Annotated in this window: 18 protein-coding genes; 12 read left to right on the forward strand and 6 right to left on the reverse strand. The window is 72.7% G+C overall.

What is annotated here, in order from left to right; genetic code table 11:
• Nucleotides 1-155: 155 nt before the first annotated feature.
• The 3 genes from AC07F0_RS37745 to AC07F0_RS37755 form a co-directional block, all read right to left on the reverse strand.
• Nucleotides 156-716 (reverse strand): PadR family transcriptional regulator, encoded by a 561-nt coding sequence (locus tag AC07F0_RS37745; protein ID WP_478984641.1) that lies wholly within the window; start codon nt 714-716, stop codon nt 156-158.
• 28 nt (nt 717-744) lie between these two features.
• Complete coding sequence (locus tag AC07F0_RS37750) at nt 745-2,760, reverse strand: oxidoreductase (RefSeq protein WP_478984642.1); 2,016 nt, start codon at nt 2,758-2,760, stop codon at nt 745-747.
• A gap of 127 nt (nt 2,761-2,887) precedes the next feature.
• On the reverse strand, nt 2,888-3,256 hold the full coding sequence (locus tag AC07F0_RS37755) for a hypothetical protein (RefSeq protein ID WP_478984644.1): 369 nt from the start codon (nt 3,254-3,256) through the stop codon (nt 2,888-2,890).
• A 238-nt stretch (nt 3,257-3,494) separates the two neighbouring features.
• On the opposite strand from AC07F0_RS37755, the gene AC07F0_RS37760 reads away from it, so the two are divergent.
• A complete protein-coding gene (locus AC07F0_RS37760) occupies nt 3,495-5,573 on the forward strand; it encodes a SpoIIE family protein phosphatase (RefSeq protein ID WP_478984645.1) in 2,079 nt (692 codons plus the stop codon).
• A gap of 35 nt (nt 5,574-5,608) precedes the next feature.
• Here the strand turns inward: AC07F0_RS37760 and AC07F0_RS37765 are convergent, their stop codons facing one another.
• A complete protein-coding gene (locus AC07F0_RS37765) occupies nt 5,609-6,403 on the reverse strand; it encodes a putative protein N(5)-glutamine methyltransferase (protein ID WP_478984647.1) in 795 nt (264 codons plus the stop codon).
• Nucleotides 6,404-6,676: 273 nt separating this feature from the next.
• Between AC07F0_RS37765 and AC07F0_RS37770 the strand changes: the two genes are divergently transcribed.
• The 8 genes from AC07F0_RS37770 (at nt 6,677) to AC07F0_RS37805 (ending at nt 13,704) form a co-directional block, all read left to right on the forward strand.
• Nucleotides 6,677-7,135, forward strand: a complete 459-nt coding sequence (locus tag AC07F0_RS37770) for a MarR family winged helix-turn-helix transcriptional regulator (RefSeq protein WP_478984649.1) — start codon at nt 6,677-6,679, stop codon at nt 7,133-7,135.
• 87 nt (nt 7,136-7,222) lie between these two features.
• Nucleotides 7,223-7,828 carry a sulfite oxidase-like oxidoreductase gene (locus AC07F0_RS37775; RefSeq protein ID WP_478984651.1) on the forward strand — a complete coding sequence of 202 codons (606 nt, stop codon included), beginning with the start codon at nt 7,223-7,225 and terminating at the stop codon, nt 7,826-7,828.
• Complete coding sequence (locus AC07F0_RS37780; protein ID WP_478984652.1) at nt 7,821-8,576, forward strand: ferredoxin reductase; 756 nt, start codon at nt 7,821-7,823, stop codon at nt 8,574-8,576. The genes AC07F0_RS37775 and AC07F0_RS37780 overlap by 8 nt, the downstream gene beginning before the upstream one ends.
• 299 nt (nt 8,577-8,875) lie before the next feature.
• On the forward strand, nt 8,876-9,460 hold the full coding sequence (locus AC07F0_RS37785; protein ID WP_478984654.1) for an Rv1733c family protein: 585 nt from the start codon (nt 8,876-8,878) through the stop codon (nt 9,458-9,460).
• Between the two features lie 122 nt (nt 9,461-9,582).
• On the forward strand, nt 9,583-10,551 hold the full coding sequence (locus AC07F0_RS37790; RefSeq protein ID WP_478984656.1) for an acetylxylan esterase: 969 nt from the start codon (nt 9,583-9,585) through the stop codon (nt 10,549-10,551).
• Between the two features lie 134 nt (nt 10,552-10,685).
• Nucleotides 10,686-11,852 (forward strand): serine hydrolase domain-containing protein, encoded by a 1,167-nt coding sequence (locus AC07F0_RS37795; RefSeq protein WP_478984658.1) that lies wholly within the window; start codon nt 10,686-10,688, stop codon nt 11,850-11,852.
• A 129-nt stretch (nt 11,853-11,981) separates the two neighbouring features.
• Nucleotides 11,982-12,743 carry a GntR family transcriptional regulator gene (locus AC07F0_RS37800; RefSeq protein ID WP_478984660.1) on the forward strand — a complete coding sequence of 254 codons (762 nt, stop codon included), beginning with the start codon at nt 11,982-11,984 and terminating at the stop codon, nt 12,741-12,743.
• Between the two features lie 139 nt (nt 12,744-12,882).
• On the forward strand, nt 12,883-13,704 hold the full coding sequence (locus AC07F0_RS37805) for an alpha/beta fold hydrolase (RefSeq protein WP_478984661.1): 822 nt from the start codon (nt 12,883-12,885) through the stop codon (nt 13,702-13,704).
• A 220-nt stretch (nt 13,705-13,924) separates the two neighbouring features.
• Here AC07F0_RS37805 and AC07F0_RS37810 read toward each other — a convergent pair whose 3' ends face one another.
• Both AC07F0_RS37810 and AC07F0_RS37815 read right to left on the reverse strand, forming a co-directional pair.
• Entirely contained in the window at nt 13,925-14,650 is a 726-nt protein-coding gene (locus AC07F0_RS37810; protein WP_478984663.1) for a class I SAM-dependent methyltransferase, read from the reverse strand.
• A 9-nt stretch (nt 14,651-14,659) separates the two neighbouring features.
• On the reverse strand, nt 14,660-15,232 hold the full coding sequence (locus tag AC07F0_RS37815; RefSeq protein ID WP_478984665.1) for a PadR family transcriptional regulator: 573 nt from the start codon (nt 15,230-15,232) through the stop codon (nt 14,660-14,662).
• Between the two features lie 69 nt (nt 15,233-15,301).
• Between AC07F0_RS37815 and AC07F0_RS37820 the strand changes: the two genes are divergently transcribed.
• The 3 genes from AC07F0_RS37820 (at nt 15,302) to rho (ending at nt 17,993) form a co-directional block, all read left to right on the forward strand.
• Entirely contained in the window at nt 15,302-15,700 is a 399-nt protein-coding gene (locus tag AC07F0_RS37820; protein WP_478984666.1) for a nuclear transport factor 2 family protein, read from the forward strand.
• Nucleotides 15,701-15,780: 80 nt separating this feature from the next.
• Nucleotides 15,781-16,608, forward strand: a complete 828-nt coding sequence (locus AC07F0_RS37825) for a class I SAM-dependent methyltransferase (RefSeq protein WP_478984668.1) — start codon at nt 15,781-15,783, stop codon at nt 16,606-16,608.
• A 248-nt stretch (nt 16,609-16,856) separates the two neighbouring features.
• Nucleotides 16,857-17,993 carry a transcription termination factor Rho gene (rho, locus tag AC07F0_RS37830; protein ID WP_478984669.1) on the forward strand — a complete coding sequence of 379 codons (1,137 nt, stop codon included), beginning with the start codon at nt 16,857-16,859 and terminating at the stop codon, nt 17,991-17,993.
• Nucleotides 17,994-18,084: the final 91 nt, after the last annotated feature.

Consider the following 18,084-nt stretch of genomic DNA (forward strand, 5'->3'; position numbering starts at 1 on the left):
TCAGGCCAGGCGGACCGCCGTCACATACCAGTCAGGCCAGGCGGACCGCCGTCACATACCGGTCAGGCCAGGCGGACCGCCGTCACATACCGGTCAGGCCAGGCGGACCGCCGTCACATACCAGTCAGGCCGGGCGGCCAGCCGCCTCATACCGGTCAGGCCGGGTGGGCCGGCTCGTCATCCGGGAGTTCGGCGAAGTCCGCCAGGGCGCGCCTGAGCCATTGCGTCCAGAACGTCTCCAGGTCGATGCCGGCCTGGAGCACCAGATGCCGCAGCCGGTCCTCGGTGCCGTCCCGGCCGGGCGGGAAGTCGCGCTCCTCGATCTCCTGGTATTCCGCCAGCTGCCGCTCGTGCAGCTCCAGGTGGCGCCGCAGATCGGCCTCCAGGCCCGCGGTGCCGACCACGGCCGCCGCCCTCAGCCTCAGCAGCAGCGCGTCGCGGTGCGGCTTGGGGTCCTGGGAGGCGGCCGTCCAGCGGGCCAGTTCGGCGCGGCCCGCCGGCAGGACCTCGTAGCTCTTCTTCTGCCCGCGCGTGGGCTGCTCGGCGGGCAGGGCCCGGATCAGGCCGTCGGCCTCCAGCTTTCCCAGCTCGCGATAGATCTGCTGGTGCGTCGCGGACCAGAAGTACCCGATCGACCGGTCGAACCGGCGGGTCAGCTCCAGCCCGGACGACGGCTTCTCGAGCAGGGCGGTGAGGATCGCGTGCGGGAGTGACATGGCCTCATCCTAGGGACGCCCCTCGGCACTACAGGGCGGCCGCCAGCTCGGTGCCCTGCTTGATGGCGCGCTTGGCGTCCAGTTCCGCGGCCACGTCGGCGCCGCCGATGAGGTGGGCACTGCGCCCCGCCGCGATCAGTTCCTCGTACAGGCCGCGGCGCGGCTCCTGGCCGGTGCACAGCACGATCGTGTCGACCTCCAGCACGGTGCTCGCACCGTCGATCGTGAGGTGCAGTCCGGCGTCGTCGATCCGGTCGTAGCTCACGCCCGGGACCATGGTGACGCCGCGGTGCTTGAGTTCGGTGCGGTGGATCCAGCCGGTGGTCTTGCCGAGGCCGGCGCCGACCTTGGAGGTCTTGCGCTGGAGCAGGTGGACAGTGCGCGGCGGGGCGGGCCGCTCCGGCGCGGCGAGGCCGCCGGGGGCGCGGTAGTCCAGGTCGACGCCCCACTGGCGGAAGTACGTCTGCGGGTTCTCGTGCGCCTTGTCGCCGCTGTCCGTGAGGTACTCGGCGACGTCGAAGCCGATGCCGCCCGCGCCGAGGATCGCGACCCGGTCGCCGACGGGGGCGCCGTCGCGCAGGACGTCGAGGTAGCCGAGCACGCTCGGGTGGTCGACGCCGGGGATGTCGGGGGTGCGCGGGGTGACGCCGGTGGCGACGACGACCTCGTCGAAGTCGTCGAGGTCGCCGGCCGTGACGGGGGTGTTCAGCCGTATGTCGACGCCGTGCCAGTCGAGCTGGGTGCGGAAGTAGCGGAGCGTCTCGTCGAACTCCTGCTTGCCGGGGACCTTGCGGGCGACGTTGAGCTGGCCGCCGATCTCGCCCGCCGCGTCGAACAGCGTCACCTCGTGCCCGCGTTCGGCGGCGGAGACCGCGCAGGCCAGGCCGGCCGGCCCGGCGCCGACGACCGCGACGCGCTTGCGCAGCCGGGTCGGGGAGAGCACGAGCTCGGTCTCGTGGCAGGCGCGCGGATTGACCAGGCAGGAGGTGATGAGGCCGCTGAAGGTGTGGTCGAGGCAGGCCTGGTTGCAGCCGATGCAGGTGTTGATCGCGTCGGGCCGGCCGGCGGCGGCCTTGATGACGAAGTCGGGGTCGGCGAGCATCGGGCGGGCCATCGACACCATGTCGGCGACGCCCTCGGCAAGCAACTCCTCGGCGAGTTCGGGGGTGTTGATGCGGTTGGTGGTGACGAGCGGGACGGACACCTCGCCCATGAGCCGCTTGGTCACCCAGGTGTAGGCGCCGCGCGGCACGGAGGTCGCGATGGTGGGGATGCGGGCCTCGTGCCAGCCGATGCCGGTGTTGATGATCGTCGCCCCGGCGGCCTCGACGGCCTTGGCGAGGGTGATGACCTCCTCGAGCGTGGAGCCGCCCGGGACGAGGTCGAGCATGGACAGCCGGTAGACGACGATGAAGTCCTCGCCGACCGCCTCGCGCACCCGGCGCACGATCTCCAGGGGGAAGCGCATGCGGTTCTCGTACGAGCCGCCCCAGCGGTCGGTGCGCTCGTTGGTCTGCCGCGCGATGAACTCGTTGATGAGGTAGCCCTCGGAGCCCATGATCTCGACCCCGTCGTAGCCGGCCTGCCGGGCGAGGCGGGCGGCGCGTGCGTAGTCGTCGATCGTCCGCTCGATGTCGGCGTCGGTGAGCTCGCGCGGCGGGAAGGGGCTGATCGGCGCCTGGAGCGGGCTGGGCGCAACGAGGTCCTTGTGGTAGGCGTACCGGCCGAAGTGCAGGATCTGCATCGCGATCCGTCCGCCCTCGCGGTGCACGGCGTGGGTGATGACCCGGTGCTGCTCGGCCTCCGCCTCGGTGGTGAGCTTCGCGCCGCCCTCGTAGGGGCGTCCCTCGTCGTTGGGTGCGATGCCGCCGGTGACGATCAGGCCCACTCCGCCGCGCGCGCGGGCGGCGTAGAAGGCGGCCATGCGGGCGAAACCGCCCTCGGCCTCCTCCAGACCTACGTGCATGGAGCCCATGAGGACCCGGTTGGGCAGGGTTGTGAAGCCCAGGTCGAGGGGGGTCAGCAGGTGCGGGTAACGGCTCATCGGGCCCTCCGTGCGCGGTGTCGTGCCTGTAGTTGTAGAGGACCGCGCACGGTTTATGCAACTAGTTGCACAAGGTGATGGAGGGCACAGTGGGCCGATGACCAGGAAGGTCGAGGGGCAGCGGCGGTCACCGGCTTTCGAGGCGCACGTGCAGTTCCGTCTCCTGGTCGCCGGAGACCGTGCTGAGGTCCCGCACGTCGAACAGCGAGTCCAGCCTCATGCGGAACTGCTCGATCGCCCAGTAGCCGCCGTGCAGGTCGGCGTCGACGGAGGACGACAGCCGGGCCGGTCGCGCCCCCTCGTGCGTGTCGGCGACGTCGAACGTGCCGAGCCACACGGTCGGGCGGGTCGCGTGCAGTTCCTCGGGTACGTCGTCGGCGCACCGGTCGGACTCGAAGCAGGAACACAGCGTGTCGAACACGATCCGGGCGTCCTGCTTGCTGCACCCGCTGATCTCCACCGAGACGGAGTGGGGGTGCGGTCGCTCCTCGTCCATCGTGATCGCTCCTCTCGTGGCGTATCCGCCCCTACCCCAGCAAAGCACCACCTTCTGCCGAGCACTACCGGCGGCGCCCTGCCGTGAGGACGGGTTTACGGAGCGGGTGGCTCCGTGTTGGGAGATGGTGGAAGGTGACGCAAGCGGATCGACGGCTCCGCGCGGTAGAACAGCGGTAGAACATGGGGTGGCGGCACCGTGACGGCGTGCCGCGAGATCGGCGAAGGCGGGGCGTGGGATGAGTGCAGCCGGGTCTCCCCTGGCCGAGGGCGACGAGCCGCCGCGCGCGCCGGTGCGGCCGAGCGGGCTGCTCGACGTCCTGCGCGTGGCCTCGGTGGTCCTGGACGCCGAGGGCCGCATCGTGCTGTGGAGCCCCCAGGCCGAAGAGCTGTTCGGGTACGAGGCGCGGGAGGCGCTCGGGGAGTACGCCGCCCGGATCATGGTCCACGAGCAGCACCTCGATCTCGTGGTCAAGCTGTTCGCGGACGTCATGGGCACCGGGCAGAGCTGGGCCGGGGCCTTCCCCGTCCGCCGCAAGGACGGCACGACGCGGCTCGTGGAGTTCCGCAACATGCGGCTGCTGGACGACCAGGGGGACGTCTACGCGCTCGGTCTGTGCGCCGACCGGTCGACCGTGCACCGGCTGGAGCGCGAGGTGGCGCTGTCGACGCGGATGATCGCCCAGTCCCCGATCGGGCTGGCCGTGCTGGACACCGACCTGCGGTACGTCTCGGTCAACCCGGCGCTGGAGGAGCTCAACGGCGTGCCGGCCGAGGAGCACCTGGGCCGGACGGTCCGCGAGGTGGTGCCGCGGATGGACGTCGACGCCCTGGAGGCCGCGGCGCGCCGGGTGCTCGACACGGGGGAGCCGGTCGTCGACCAGTCCACGATCGGCCGCACCCCGGCCGACCCCGACCAGGACCACGCCTGGTCGGTCTCCCTGTACCGGCTGGAGAACGCCTTCGGGACCGTGCTGGGCGTGGCCCTCTCGGTCGTGGACGTCACCGAGCAGTATCGCGCGGGCATCGAGGCCGAGGCCGCGCGGCGCCGCCTGGCCGTGATCGCCGACGCCTCCGGCCGCATCGGCACCACGCTGGACCTGGACCGCACGGCCCGCGAGCTCGCCGACGTGGCCGTGCCGGAACTCGCCGACATCGCGGCCGTCGACCTGCTGGACGCGGTGGTGCAGGGCCGGCGGACCAGCCTCGGCCCGGCCGAGGCGGCCGTGATCCGCGCGCTGGCGGTCCAGGGCTACGACTCCGCCGAGGCGCTGGAGGCGGCCGACCCGCCCGGGCAGGTGGCCCGGTACGCGCCCGACCGGCTCATCACCCGGTGCGTGCGCACGGCCAGCCCGGTGATGCTCGCGGAGGTCGAGGACGAGGACCTGCCGCGCATCGCCCGGTCCCCGGAAGCGGCCGCTCTGCTGGGCCGGGCCGGGGTGCACTCGTATCTGGCGGTGCCGCTGATCGCGCGCGGCGAGGTGCTGGGCGCCCTGGACCTCAAGCGCACCCGCAATCCACTGCCGTTCACCGAGGACGACCTGCTGCTGGCCCGCGAGTTGGCGGCGCGGGCCGCGGTGCAGATCGACAACGCCCGCTGGTACCAGAGCGCCCGCGACACCGCGCTCACCCTCCAGCGCAGTCTGCTGCCCAGCCATCCGACCGTGACGGGCGGGCTGGAGGTCGCCTCGCGCTACCAGCCGGCCGGGGCCACGAGCGAGGTGGGCGGCGACTGGTTCGACGTGATCGGCCTGGAGGGCGGCAAGACCGCGCTCGTCGTGGGCGATGTGATGGGCAGTGGCATCCCCGCGGCGGCGGCCATGGGGCGGCTGCGTACGGCGACCAACACGCTGGCCTCCCTCGACCTCGATCCGGCCCGGCTCCTGGAACACCTCGACAAGATCACCGCAGGGCTGGAACAGGCCATCGCCACCTGCGTCTACGCCGTCCACGACCCGCATCTGCGACAGTGCCGGATCGCCAACGCCGGGCATCTGCCGCCGGTGCGCCTGCGGGTCGGCCGGCCTCCCGAACTGCTCGACCTGCCGACCGGGGTGCCGCTCGGGGTCGGCGGTGTCGCCTTCGCCACGACGACGGTCGGCCTCGAGCCGGGCGACCGGCTGGTGTTCTACACCGACGGCCTCGTCGAGACCCGGCGCGACTCCCTCGACGACCGTCTCGACACGCTGCTGTCCCTGCTCGACGGGCCCGACCGCCCGCTGGAGGAGGTCTGCGACCTGCTGCTGCGCACCCTGCACGAGCCGGACAACTTCGACGACGTGGCGCTGCTCATCGCGCGGGCGACGGCACCGGACTGAGGGGCCGCCGCCGGCGAACGGCCGCGCTCGGGCCGTCAGGGTGCGACGCCGATCACCACATGGGCGTACAGCTCCTCGGAGACGGCCAGGTGTGCCGTGAGGCCGTTGCGTTCGAAGGCGTCGAGGGCGTCCGGTGCCTGGTCGCGGCTCGTCTCCACCAGGACGCAGCCGCCGGGGGCGAGCCAGCGGGGCGCCCCGGCCGCGACCCGGCGCAGGACGTCGAGGCCGTCCGCGCCGCCGTCGAGGGCGACCAGCGGCTCGTGGGCGCGGGCCTCCGGCGGCAGCAGCCCGATCTCGTCGCTCGGTACGTACGGCACGTTGGCCGCGAGGATGCCGACGCGGCCCCGCAGGCCGCCGGGCAGCGCCTCGAACAGGTCACCTTGGTGGACGTGACCGCCGGCGGCGGCGACGTTGCCGCGGGCGCAGGCCACGGCGGCCGGGTCGATGTCGGCGGCGTGCAGTTCGACGCGGCCGAGTCCGGCGGCCAGTGCCGCGCCGACGGCGCCCGAGCCGCAGCACAGGTCCACGACGACGCCGGCGCCGGGCGCCCGGGCCAGGGCCTGCTCGACCAGGAACTCGGTGCGGCGGCGCGGCACGAAGACACCCGGGTCGACGGTGATGCGCAGGCCCCGGAACTCGGCCCAGCCGACGACGAGTTCGAGGGGCAGGCCGGCGACGCGGCGTTCGACCATGGCGGCTGCTTCGGCCGGGGTGCGGGCGGCGGTGAGGATCAACTCGGCCTCGTCCTCGGCGAAGACGCAGCCCGCGGCGCGCAGGGCGAGGACGACGGAGTCACGGGAGGACGGCGGAACGGGAGACACGGAGGGCATGGAAGCCAGGAGCCTTTCGGGATGCGAAGGGCGCTCCTGCGGTCGCCTACGGCCGGCGATCCGCGCGACATCGAGGAGAGAGCACCCGGGCTGACACAGCGGTAATGGGTCTCACCTCCTCGGTTTCCGTCGGCCGGGGTCCGTCCACAGCCGGACGGCAACACTACCCGACGGCCCGGCCGACCGGTACGGCACCTGGCCGGCCGCCCCACCGACGGGTGGTTGGGCTATGCAACGATGAATGCCGGAGGACGACGTGGTGAGGGAGGGCCGATGAAGCCTGCCGACGCCGTGGAGACGATCCAGCGGGAGATGACGGTCTTCGCGCGCCGTGCCCGTGCCGCGGCGGGGCGGATGCATCCGGAGCTGTCGCTGGTGTCGTACACGCTGCTCGGTCACCTGGAGGAGAGCGGCGGGTGCCGGGCCACGGACCTGGCCGCCCACTACGCCCTGGACAAGTCCACGGTCAGCCGCCAGGTGGCCGCGCTGGAACACGCCGGTCTGATCGAACGCCGCCCCGACGCGCAGGACCAGCGTGTCCTGCTGCTGCATCTGACGGAGGCCGGCCGGCGCATCCTGGCCCGGGTCACCGAGAGCCGCCGGGCGGTGTTCCGGGAGCGGCTGGCGGACTGGCCGGCCGAGGACCTGGCGCGATTCGCCGACTACCTCGAGCGCTACAACGCGGGCCCTGGTCGTGGCCGGCCCGACGAGAAGCACAGCGCCCGGTCATAGGCTCACAGCGCACGTACGGTTGAATACGCAATCACTGAGTACGCCGGCCCGGCGGGGCACCGTCGGGCCGGCCCGGAGGCACACCGCATGCACATCACCCGAGGCTTCACCGGGCGCCCACGCGTGGACGACCCCGGTCTGCCGCCCGGCCAGTACGACGCGGGCGACGACTGGCCCGTCCTGTCCGCCGAGGTCACTCCCGACCTCGCACCCGCCGACTGGACGTTCCGTATCGACGGTCTGGTCGACGAGCCCCGCACCTGGGACTTGGAGGAGGCGCACCGGCTGCCGCCGTCGGCGTACGAGGGCGCCATCCACTGTGTGACGAGCTGGTCGAAGTTCGGGGTGCGGTTCGCGGGGGTGTCCCTGGACGCGTTCTTCGATGTGGTGCGGCCCCATGGGTCGGCGACCCATGCCGTCGCCTACGCGCACACCGGCTACACCACGAACCTCCCGCTCGCCGACCTGACCGGCGGACGCGCCTGGATCGTGTGGGAGTACGACGGCCGGCCGCTCGCCCCGGAGCACGGCGGCCCGGCGCGGCTGCTGGTGCCGCACCTGTACTTCTGGAAGAGCGCCAAGTGGATAGCCGGCCTGCGGGTCCTCGACCACGACGAGCCCGGCTTCTGGGAGCGGAACGGCTATCACGAGCGGGGCAACCCCTGGGAGGAGCAGAGGTACTCCGGTGACTGAGACGTTCGTGCCTCCCACGCGGTTCGCCGTGCCCGGGCGCATCGCGGTGAGCGAGCAGGCCGCCTCCGTGTGGCAGACCGCGACGCTCACCGAGATCCGACGCGAGACCGCGCGTGCCGCCACCTTCCGGTTCGCCGTGCCCGGCTGGCCGGGGCACCTGCCCGGCCAGCATCTGATGGTGCGGCTGACCGCCGAGGACGGCTATGCGGCCCAGCGCCACTACTCGATCGCGTCCGCGCCGGACGACTCCGGGCACGTCGAGCTGACCCTGGATCACGTCGAGGGCGGCGAGGTCTCGGGCTGGTTCCACACCGTCGCCCGGCCGGGCGACCAGGTCGAGGTGCGCGGCCCGGTCAGCGGGTTCTTCGCCTGGCCGGGCGACCGGCCCGCGCTGCTGATCGGCGCCGGCTCCGGCGTCGTACCGCTGATGTCGATGGTCCGGCACCACCGGGCGCGGAACCTGACCGTGCCGCTGCGCCTGGTGGTGTCCGCGCGCAGCCCCGAGGAGCTCGTCTACGCCCGGGAGTTCGGACCCGAGACGACGCCCGTGTTCACCCGGAGCGCGCCCGAGGGTGTGGCGGTGGGACGTATGGCGGCCGCACATGTGGCGCCGCTCCTGGCCGAGCAGCCCTCCGGTGGGTGGGAGGCCTATGTGTGCGGCTCCAACTCCTTCGCCGAGCACGCCTCCCGGCTGCTCGTGACGGCGGGTCAGCCGGTGGACCGCATCCGGATCGAGCGGTTCGGCTGACCTGCACGGCGGCACATCCCCCGTGGTGTCAGCGGCCCCTCCCCCGGCGGTTGCCCAGGGTGGCGTGCGGCGCGCCACAAGGACCCGCCCCGGTGTTTCACCGCGGCGGCCCCGGGCACTCCGGCCGAAGGGCTCCGGCACACGGCGACCCGGGCCGTGCCGGGCGATCGATGTGCGTCGGAGGGGGTACCTGCCCCGTGTGGACACTCGCACGCGTGACGTGACGTGGAGGGAGCGGCGGCGCCGCCACCGCACGGCCGGTCCGGTCCTCCGGCCGCGGTGACGGCGAGGAGGTCGACATGCGAACCCGGGTGCGCGGCTGGCGTTGGCGGCGCAGTCCGCTGCGGCGCCGGTCGGATGTCGTCGAGGCGTGGACGATGCTGGTGGTGGCGGTCCTGATCCTGGTGGGCGCGCCTCTGGCGGGGGCGGCCGCCGCCTGGTGGGCCCATGGCGAGGCGCGGTCGCTCTCGGCGGAGCAGCGGGCCGAGCGGCACCGCGTCCGTGCCGAGGTCGTCGGAAGGAAGGGCGACTCGGTGCCGTCGGTGCAGGCCGACGGGCGGCACGCGTACCGGGCCACCGTGCGCTGGACCGAGCCGGGCGAGGGCGCGCGCACCGCGACGGCACGGGTCCCCGGGGGCACCCGGCCGGGTGAGGCCGTGGACGTGTGGTTCGACTCCCGGGGGCGGAGTGTGGCCCCGCCGGTGGACGGCACGGCGGTCTGGCAGCACACCCTCACCATGGGCACGTGCGCCACGGGCGGTGTGGTGCTCGTGGTGCTCCTCGGCCACTCCGTCGTACGCCGGGTCTCGCTGCGCCGCCGGCTGGCCGAGTGGGAGCGGGAGTGGGCCCGTACGGAGCCGGATTGGACGCATCGCGGCGCGTGAGGCGGCCGGCGCACGGCAGGTGAACGGGCCGCGGCACACGACCTGGCGAGTCCTGCGACCCCACACGTAGTGTGATCATCCGTACTGTCGTCGCAGCCGTTCCTCACCCAAGGCGGTCCTACATGGCCCTGTTCGACCTTCCTCTCGACGAACTCCGCGAGTACCGCAGCGCGTCCACCGAACCCGAGGACTTCGACGCGTTCTGGTCCAAGACGCTCCAGGAGGCGCGCGAGCACGATCTGGACGCCCGCTTCGAGCCGGTCGACACAGGGCTGACCACTGTGCAGGTGTTCGACGTGACGTTCGCCGGGTTCGGCGGCCATCCGGTCAAGGGCTGGCTGATCGCGCCGGCGGGGGCGGACGGCCCGCTGCCGCTGGTCGTGGAGTTCATCGGGTACGGCGGAGGACGCGGGCTGCCGCACGAGCATCTGCTGTGGGCGTCCACGGGCCGGGCGCACTTCGTGATGGACACCCGCGGACAGGGAAGCGCCTGGGGAGGGGGCGGGGGCACGGCGGACCCGGTGGGCGGCGCGCCCGCCTACCCCGGTTTCATGACGCGCGGTATCGACGCGCCGGAGAACTACTACTACCGCCGGGTGTTCACGGACGCCGTGCGTGCCGTGGAGGCGGCCCGCTCGCACCCGCTCGCCGACCCGACGCGCACGGTCGCCGTCGGCGGCAGCCAGGGCGGCGGCATCACGATCGCGGTGGGCGGCCTGGTCCCGGACCTGGCGGGCATAGCGCCGGACGTGCCGTTCCTGTGCGACTACCCGCGCGCGGCGACCCTCACGGACCGCCACCCGTACCGGGAGATCGGCCTGTACCTCAAGACGCACCGCGGCCGTACCGAGCAGGCGCTGCGCACGCTCTCCTACTTCGACGGCGTCCACTTCGCCGCCCGCGGCCGGGCTCCCGCGCTCTTCTCGGCCGCCCTGGAAGACCAGACCTGCCCGCCCTCGACCGTCTTCGCCGCCTTCAACGCCTGGAGCCACGAGGACAAGACGATCGAGGTGTACGACTTCAACGACCACGAGGGCGGCGGCCCCTTCCAGCAGGAGGCCAAGCTGCGCTGGATGCGCTCCTACGTCTGATCCCGCCGTCGGCCGGCGACTGATCCCGGCCGTTTCGGCGGCGGCGGTCTTCCACCAAGTCCGACCAGTCGGTACGTTCTTCGCGCCCGGGCCGCACCTCTTGCGGCCCGGCCCGGCGAGGGGTGGAGGGGCTCATGCCAGAGGACGAGGCACAGGTGCGCGGTCACTGCGACGCGCGTTTCACGGCGGTGCGCAGAGCGTTCGAGGAGAACTTCCGGGAGCGGGGCGAGCTGGGTGCCGCGGTGGCCGTCACCGTCGGCGGCAGGATCGTGGTGGACCTGTGGGGCGGCTGGGCCGACGCAGCACGCACCCGGCCGTGGGACGGGGACACGCTGGTCAACGTGTGGTCGACGACCAAGGGCCCGGTGGCGCTGTGCGCGCACATCCTGGCCGACCGGGGGCTGCTGGATCTCGACGCGCCGGTGGCCGCGTACTGGCCGGAGTTCGCCGCCGCGGGCAAGGAGAAGGTCCTCGTCCGGCACCTGCTGTCCCACCGCGCCGGCCTGGCCGGGCTGCGTGAACCGCACTCGCTGGAGCAGCTCTGCGACTGGGAGCTGACCACCCAGCGGCTCGCGGCGACGCAGCCCTGGTGGGAGCCGGGGACCACGTCCGGTTATCACGCGCTGACCTACGGCCATCTGGTCGGCGAGGTCGTCCGGCGGGTGTCGGGGCTGCTGCCTGGAGCCTTCCTGGAGCAGGAGGTGACCGGGCCGCTCGGCATCGACTTCCGCATCGGCCTGCCGGAGCAGGACTCCGGGCGGGTGGCCGAGCTGGTCCAGCCTCCGGTCGCCGCGAACAGTGAACAGGCCGCCGTCTTCGCCCAGTTGGCGCCCGCGGCGATCGCCGCGCTGACCAACCCCGCGGTGTCCGCCCCCGTGGCCCTCACGCCCGGGTGGCGGGCCGCCGAGATTCCCGCGGCGAACGGGCACGGCACCGCGCGTGCGGTCGCCGGGCTCTACGGCGTCTTCGCGGGGCGCGGCTCGTACGGGGGCAAGCGCGTCCTGTCCCCCGAGGCCGCCGAGCGGGTGCGGGAGGGCCAGGGCAGCTGCCGGGATCTGGTGCTCGGCGCCGGGTTCGAGGGCGAGACCGAGGCGGGACTCGGCCTGTGGCTCAGCGGATCCAACGGCTCCTACGGGCCCAACCCGCGCGCTTTCGGTCATGACGGCTTCGGCGGCTCCTGCGGGCTCGCCGACCCGGAGGCGCATGTGTCGATGGGGTACGTGATGAACCGCATGGGGCCTCATATCGCGAACGACCCGCGCAAGATGGCGCTGGTCGACGCCCTGTACAGCGCTCTGTGAGGGCCGGTGCGGGCGGGCGGTTTCGGCCGAACCGCCCGGCCGCTCTTCCCGGCTGGTTTAGACCAATGCTAGACCTGGTGGCGCACCGAGCCCGCACGGCTACCGAACGTCACCAACAGGAGGCGCGGCATGGCCCGCACCACCCCGCACGCCCACCCACCGACCGAGGGAGAGCCCCTGTACCGGCGGATCGCCACGGAGCTGCTCGGCGAACTGCGTGACGGCACCGTGCCACCCGGCGAACGACTGCCGGGCGAGCGGCGGCTGGCCGGGCACTTCGGGGTCAGCCGGGAGACCGTACGGCAGGCCCTGGAGCTGCTGCGCCGCGACGGCCTCGTCGCCACCGACCGGCGCGGCAGCCACGCCACGCTGTCCGGCCTGCCGGTCGAGACCCCGGCCTCGCTCACCTTCCCGGTCGGTGCCCGGGCCGCGACCCCGGGCACGGTCGCCCGCGCCACCGTGGCTTGGGAACCGCCCCCGCCGGACCACGCGGAGGCCCTCGGGCTGGCTCCGGGCCGGCCGACCCTGATCCACCGCTACCGGTACGCGACGGCCGACGGACGCGGGCTGCGTACCGCCGTGACGTCCTTCTCCGCCGTGGCCCTGGCGGAGGTGGAGGAGCTGGCCCGCTACCGCGACCGCGCCGACGGCACCGCCACCGCCCATCTGCGGCGGGCCTACGACTGGATGCGCCGGGCCGGCCTGACCCTGCACCACCGCGACGCCATCACCCCCCTCGCGAGCACGCCGTCGGTACGGGTCACCCGGCGCGTTCACGACCAGTACGCGCGCCCGCTGGAGATCACCGACCTCGTGGTGGACGCCCAACGGGACGCACTGGTCTACGAGTTCACGCTTCCGGGCCGGACGCCGACGCCGAGCGGCGCATGAGGCGGCAGGCGTCGCTCAGCCCCGGGGCCGGGAACGCCCCGGCCCGACGGCCGGCATTGTCGTGGCGCGGACCCGGGATCACGGAGATCATCGAGAGAAAGCTCAGGATCACACCCGAGGCCCACCGAGAGGATGCTTCATGAGCACGTTCACCACGTCCGACGGAACAGAGATCTACTACAAGGACTGGGGAGAGGGGCAGCCCGTGGTGTTCAGCCACGGCTGGCCCCTCAACGCGGACGCCTGGGACGGACAGGCGCGGCTGGTGGCCGAGCACGGGTTCCGGGCGATCGCGCACGACCGCCGCGGGCACGGCCGCTCGGGTCAGCCGTGGCAGGGCAACCACATGGACCGGTACGCCGACGACCTGGCCGAGCTGATCGAGGCGCTGAACCTCACCGACGCGGTCCTGGTGGGCCATTCGACCGGCGGCGGCGAGGTGGCACGCTACATCGGGCGGCACGGGACCGCGCGGGTCGCCAAGGCCGTGCTGCTGGGCGCGGTTCCGCCGCTGATGCTGCGGACGGAGGCCAATCCGGAGGGCACCCCCAAGGACGCCTTCGACGGGATCCGCGCGGCCGTGGCGGCCGACCGCTCGCAGTTCTACTGGGACCTGAGCGAGAGCTTCTACGGCTTCAACCGGCCCGGGGCCGCCGTGTCGGAGGGCGCACGGCGGGCGTTCTGGATGTGGAGCATGCAGGCCGGGCTGAAGGGCGCCTACGACTGCGTCGCGCAGTTCTCGGAGACCGACTTCACCGAGGACCTGCGGCGGATCGACGTGCCGACGCTCGTGGCGCACGGCGACGACGACCAGATCGTGCCGATCGGCGCCTCGGCCCAGCGGACCGCCCAGCTCGTCAAGGACGCGACCCTGAAGGTGTACCCGGGCGCCCCGCACGGTCTGGTGGGTGACTTCGAGCAGGCGTTCAACGACGACCTGCTGAACTTCCTGCGCGGCTGACCAGTGCCGCGACAGGCAACGTTCGCCCGTCAAGGAGCGGCGTCCGGGGCGTGCTCTGGGGGCCACGGCCGAAGGCTGGGGGAGTGCCGGCCGGAAGCCCTCGTACTGGACGTACTCGGGCTTTCGGGCGGTGCGGCGAGTGGGGGCACCTCCCACGCCCTTGAGGCAGTGGGGGAGCGTGCCGGGCGTCGCGACGGGGCGAACGTTGCCTGTTGCGGCACTAGTCCGGGGTCCGGGCGACGACGAGCCGCACGCGCGGGCTGCCGTCCCGTCGCCGCCCGAACTCCGGCAGCGCGTGGAGGTCCACCCGGAAGCCGGCCCGGGTGAGTTCACGCCGTACGTCCCCGAAGCGGAACGCCCGGTAGTACATGACGAACGGCGGCCGCCACAGCGCGTTGCGCACCCGCATCACCGTGTCGAAGCCGAGCAGCATCCAGTAGCCGAGCGAGCCCGGGCGGGGCGGGGCGACCAGCGGAAACGCGAAGCGGCCGCCCGGCCGCAGGACGGAGCGGACCTGCGCGAACAGTCCGGGCAGCTCGCGGGGCAGGAAGTGCCCGAAGGCCCCGAAGCTCACCACCAGGTCGAAGGCGGGCCCGAAGGGCAGGGCACGGGCGTCAGCACGGACGAAGGAGACCGGCGGCCCGGTCCGCCGGACCCGCTCCCGGGCCACGTCGAGCATGCCCGCACTGAAGTCGACCCCGACGACCCGCTCCCGGCACACCCCCGCCAGCACGCCGACGCCCGCGCCGGTGCCGCAGCACAGGTCGAGCCCGGTGTCGAAGGGACCCGTCCGCCGCAAGGCCGACTCGACCGCGCCGAGGACCGCGTCGGGCGTCCGGAAGGGGGTGTGGTCGAACTTCGGCGCCAGGAGGTCATAGCCGCGTTCGACGGACGACAGCGCCTGAACGGCGAGTTCGCGCAGACTGGGGCCTTCGGGGCTGAACATCGGCTCAGACTAATCGGCTCGGCCCACGGGAGCTCGCTGCTTGAGGATCCTGAGGACGCGTGCGCACCAGCGGAGGTTCTCCTCCTCGTAGGCGATGCCGCCCATCAGCGTGAGATACGGGCCGATGCGGTCGGCCTCCCGCAGGTACTCCTCCTCGCCGCGGCCGGCCAGGAGGCGTTCGCGGACGCGCTCGTAGCGGGCGAGCTTGCCGCGCGACCAGGCCTCGCGCTCCTCGACCAGCGCGCGGGTGGCCTCGGGGTCCACGCCGTCCATGGCCTGGATCTTGATGAGGAGTTCGTCGCGGATGGCGGTCGGCCGGCGGGGCGGTGTGACGGCGAAGGCGCGCAGATCCCGGCGGCCCGTCTCGGTGAGCGTGAACATCCGCTTGTCGGGCCGCCGTTCCTGGCGGACGACCCTGGCCTCGATCAGTCCGTCCTGCGCGAGCCGCTCCAGCTCCCGGTAGAGCTGCTGCGGGGTCGCGGCCCAGAAGTTCGCGAGCGACACGTCGAACACCTTGGACAGCTCGTAGCCCGAGGCCTCGCCCTCCAGGAGAGCGGCCAGCACGGCGTACTTGAGAGACATATGGACACCGTATCAACGGTTGATTAATCTACTCCGCACCTACTCAATTAATTGACTAAGGCGGGTTCGATGCGTGCATTCCGTGAGGCGGTCGAGGCACTCGACCTCGACGCCGCCGAGGCGCTGCTGGCGCCGGACGTCGTCTTCACCAGCCCGGTCGTGTTCAAGCCGTACACCGGCAAGCCGATCACGGCGGCGATCCTGCGCGCCGTCTCCGGTGTCTTCGAGGACTTCCGCTATGTGCGCGAGATCAACGACGTGAACGGCCGTGACCACGCCCTGGTCTTCACCGCCCGCGTGGGCGACCGGGAGCTCGGCGGCTGCGACTTCATCCACGTCGACGACAACGGGCTCATCGACGAACTGACGGTGATGGTCCGCCCGTTGTCGGCGGCACAGGCGCTGGCGGCGGCCATGGGCGCACAGTTCGAGCGGATCGCCGAGGAGGCACAGGCGCGCTCCAGGTGAGTGACATGCGAGCGACACGTCGGGGGCCCGTTTCCCGTGTTCTGCCGCCGCTCGCGGCTCGCCGGCGGTTGGATGTCCCCATGACGTCCGTCGATCACGACCGGCTGATGCGGGCCAACCAGGCGAACTGGGACGCCCGCACGCCCGTCCATCTCGCCAGCCGGTTCTACGGTCTCGACCAGGAGCCCGACCCCGAGCGCTGGTTCGCGCCCTGGGAGTGGGAGGACCTCGGCGAGCTGGCCGGCCGTGACGTGCTGCACCTGCAGTGTCACCTCGGCACGGAGACGATCGCCTTCGCACGGCGCGGCGCCAGGGCCGTCGGCCTCGACTTCTCCGAGGCGTCCGTGGCGGCGGCGACCGGCATCGCCGCGAAGGCCGGCGCGGACGTGACGTACGTCCGGGCGAACGTGTATGACGCCGACGAGGCCCTGGACGGGCGGCGGTTCGACGTCGTCTACACCGGCAAGGGCGCCCTGTGCTACCTGCCGGACCTGGACCGGTGGGCGCAGGTCGCCGGCCGGCTCCTGCGTCCGGGCGGCCGGTTGTACGTGGTCGAGTTCCACCCCCTGCTCAACTCGCTCGGCCCGAAACCCGCTCCGGGCGAGGGCCCCGAGCTGCTCCTGCGCCACGACTACCTGGGCGGCGGCGGTCCCGTGCACCGGGACGCGACCCACACGTACACGGACGGCCCGGCCGTCGAGGGCGCCACGGACAGTTACGAGTGGATGCACGGAATGGGCGAGGTCGTCAACGCGTTGACGGAAGCGGGACTGGCCGTCCGGCGGCTGCGGGAAAGCGACGAACTGCCCTGGCCACGCTGGCCGCGGATGGCCCGTACGGAGTCCGGCTGGTGGCGGCTGCCCGAGCCGCGGATCCCCCTCCTGTACGGACTGCTGGCCACCCGCTGACGCATATCCCCCTCCCCCGGCACTCCGTCGGGTGGTAGCCTGCAGACAGCACTCGTGCACGCCCCTGTCTATGTGGGCGCCGGTGCGGTTCTTCCTCTCCTCTCCATCATTTCCGGCATCTCGGCGACTCTGTCGTACCCGAGGTGCTGTTCTCCCGCCGCCGGAGCGTGCCTCAGGCCCTCCGTTCGCGGCTCTCTCCCTTCCCTTCGCATGTCCCATGCCTGCCGTCCGTGAAAGGACACCTCACCATGACCACCACACTCGACACGCCTCCCGCTCAGCGGCGGTCCGAGCCCCGGACCGCCCTCGGCGTCCTCGACATCGACGCGAGCGGGAAGGGGCATCTGCGCGGCGGGAACTACCTGCCCGCGCCCACCGATCCCGCCGTCTCCCCCGCCCTGATCCGCCGCCACGGCCTGCGCAAGGGCGACCTCGTCGAGGGCACCCTGGGCGACCGGCTCGCCCTCACCGACGTCGCACGGGCCGACGGCCGTACGCCCGCGGAACTGCGCGGCCGCCGGCACTTCCGGGACCTGACGCCCCTGCATCCGCACGAGCGCCTGCGTCTCGAGCACCCGGCCGCCGGCATGGCCGGCCGGGTCGTCGACCTGCTCGCACCGGTCGGCAAGGGCCAGCGCGGGCTTCTCGTGGCGCCGCCCAAGACCGGCAAGACCGTCATCCTGCAGCAGCTCGCGGCCGCCGTCACCGGCAACCATCCCGAGTGCCGGCTGATGATGCTGCTGCTCGACGAGCGGCCCGAGGAGGTCACCGACATGCGGCGCAGCGTGCGGGGCGAGGTGTACGCCTCGACCTTCGACCGGAGCGCCAGGCAGCACATCGCGCTCGCCGAGCTCGTGATCGAGCGGGCCAAGCGGCTCGTGGAGGCCGGTGAGGACGTCGTGATCCTCCTCGACTCCCTCACCCGGCTGTGCCGGGCGCACAACAACGCGGCCGCCTCCGGAGGCCGCGTCCTCACCGGGGGCGTCGACGCGTCAGCGCTGACCGGCCCCAAGCGGTTCTTCGGCGCCGCCCGGTCGGCCGAGGAGGGCGGTTCCCTCACGGTCCTCGCGACGGCGCTGGTGGAGACGGGTTCCCGGGCCGACGACTTCTACTTCGAGGAGCTGAAGAGCACGGGCAACATGGAACTCCGCCTGAGCCGCGAGCCGGCGTCCCGTCGCGTGTTCCCGGCCGTCGACATCATTGCCTCCGGCACCCGGCGCGAGGAACTCCTGCTGCCCCCGGCCGAGTTGGCGGCCGTACACGGACTGCGCCGCGTGCTGCAGAACCGGGACGGGCAGGGCGCCCTGGAGACCCTCCTGGAACGCATGCGCGAGACCCCGGACAACGCGACGTTCCTGCGGCGCATCCAGCCGACGCTGCCCTAGTAGTGCTTTGTTAGGTGTCTTGTCGGGTTGGTGGTCTGGTGCTTCCCTGTGGATATGAGGGCGGATGAACTCTCCGCGTGTCGTGCCCGGT

The organism is Streptomyces sp. NPDC045955 (assembly GCF_056430805.1).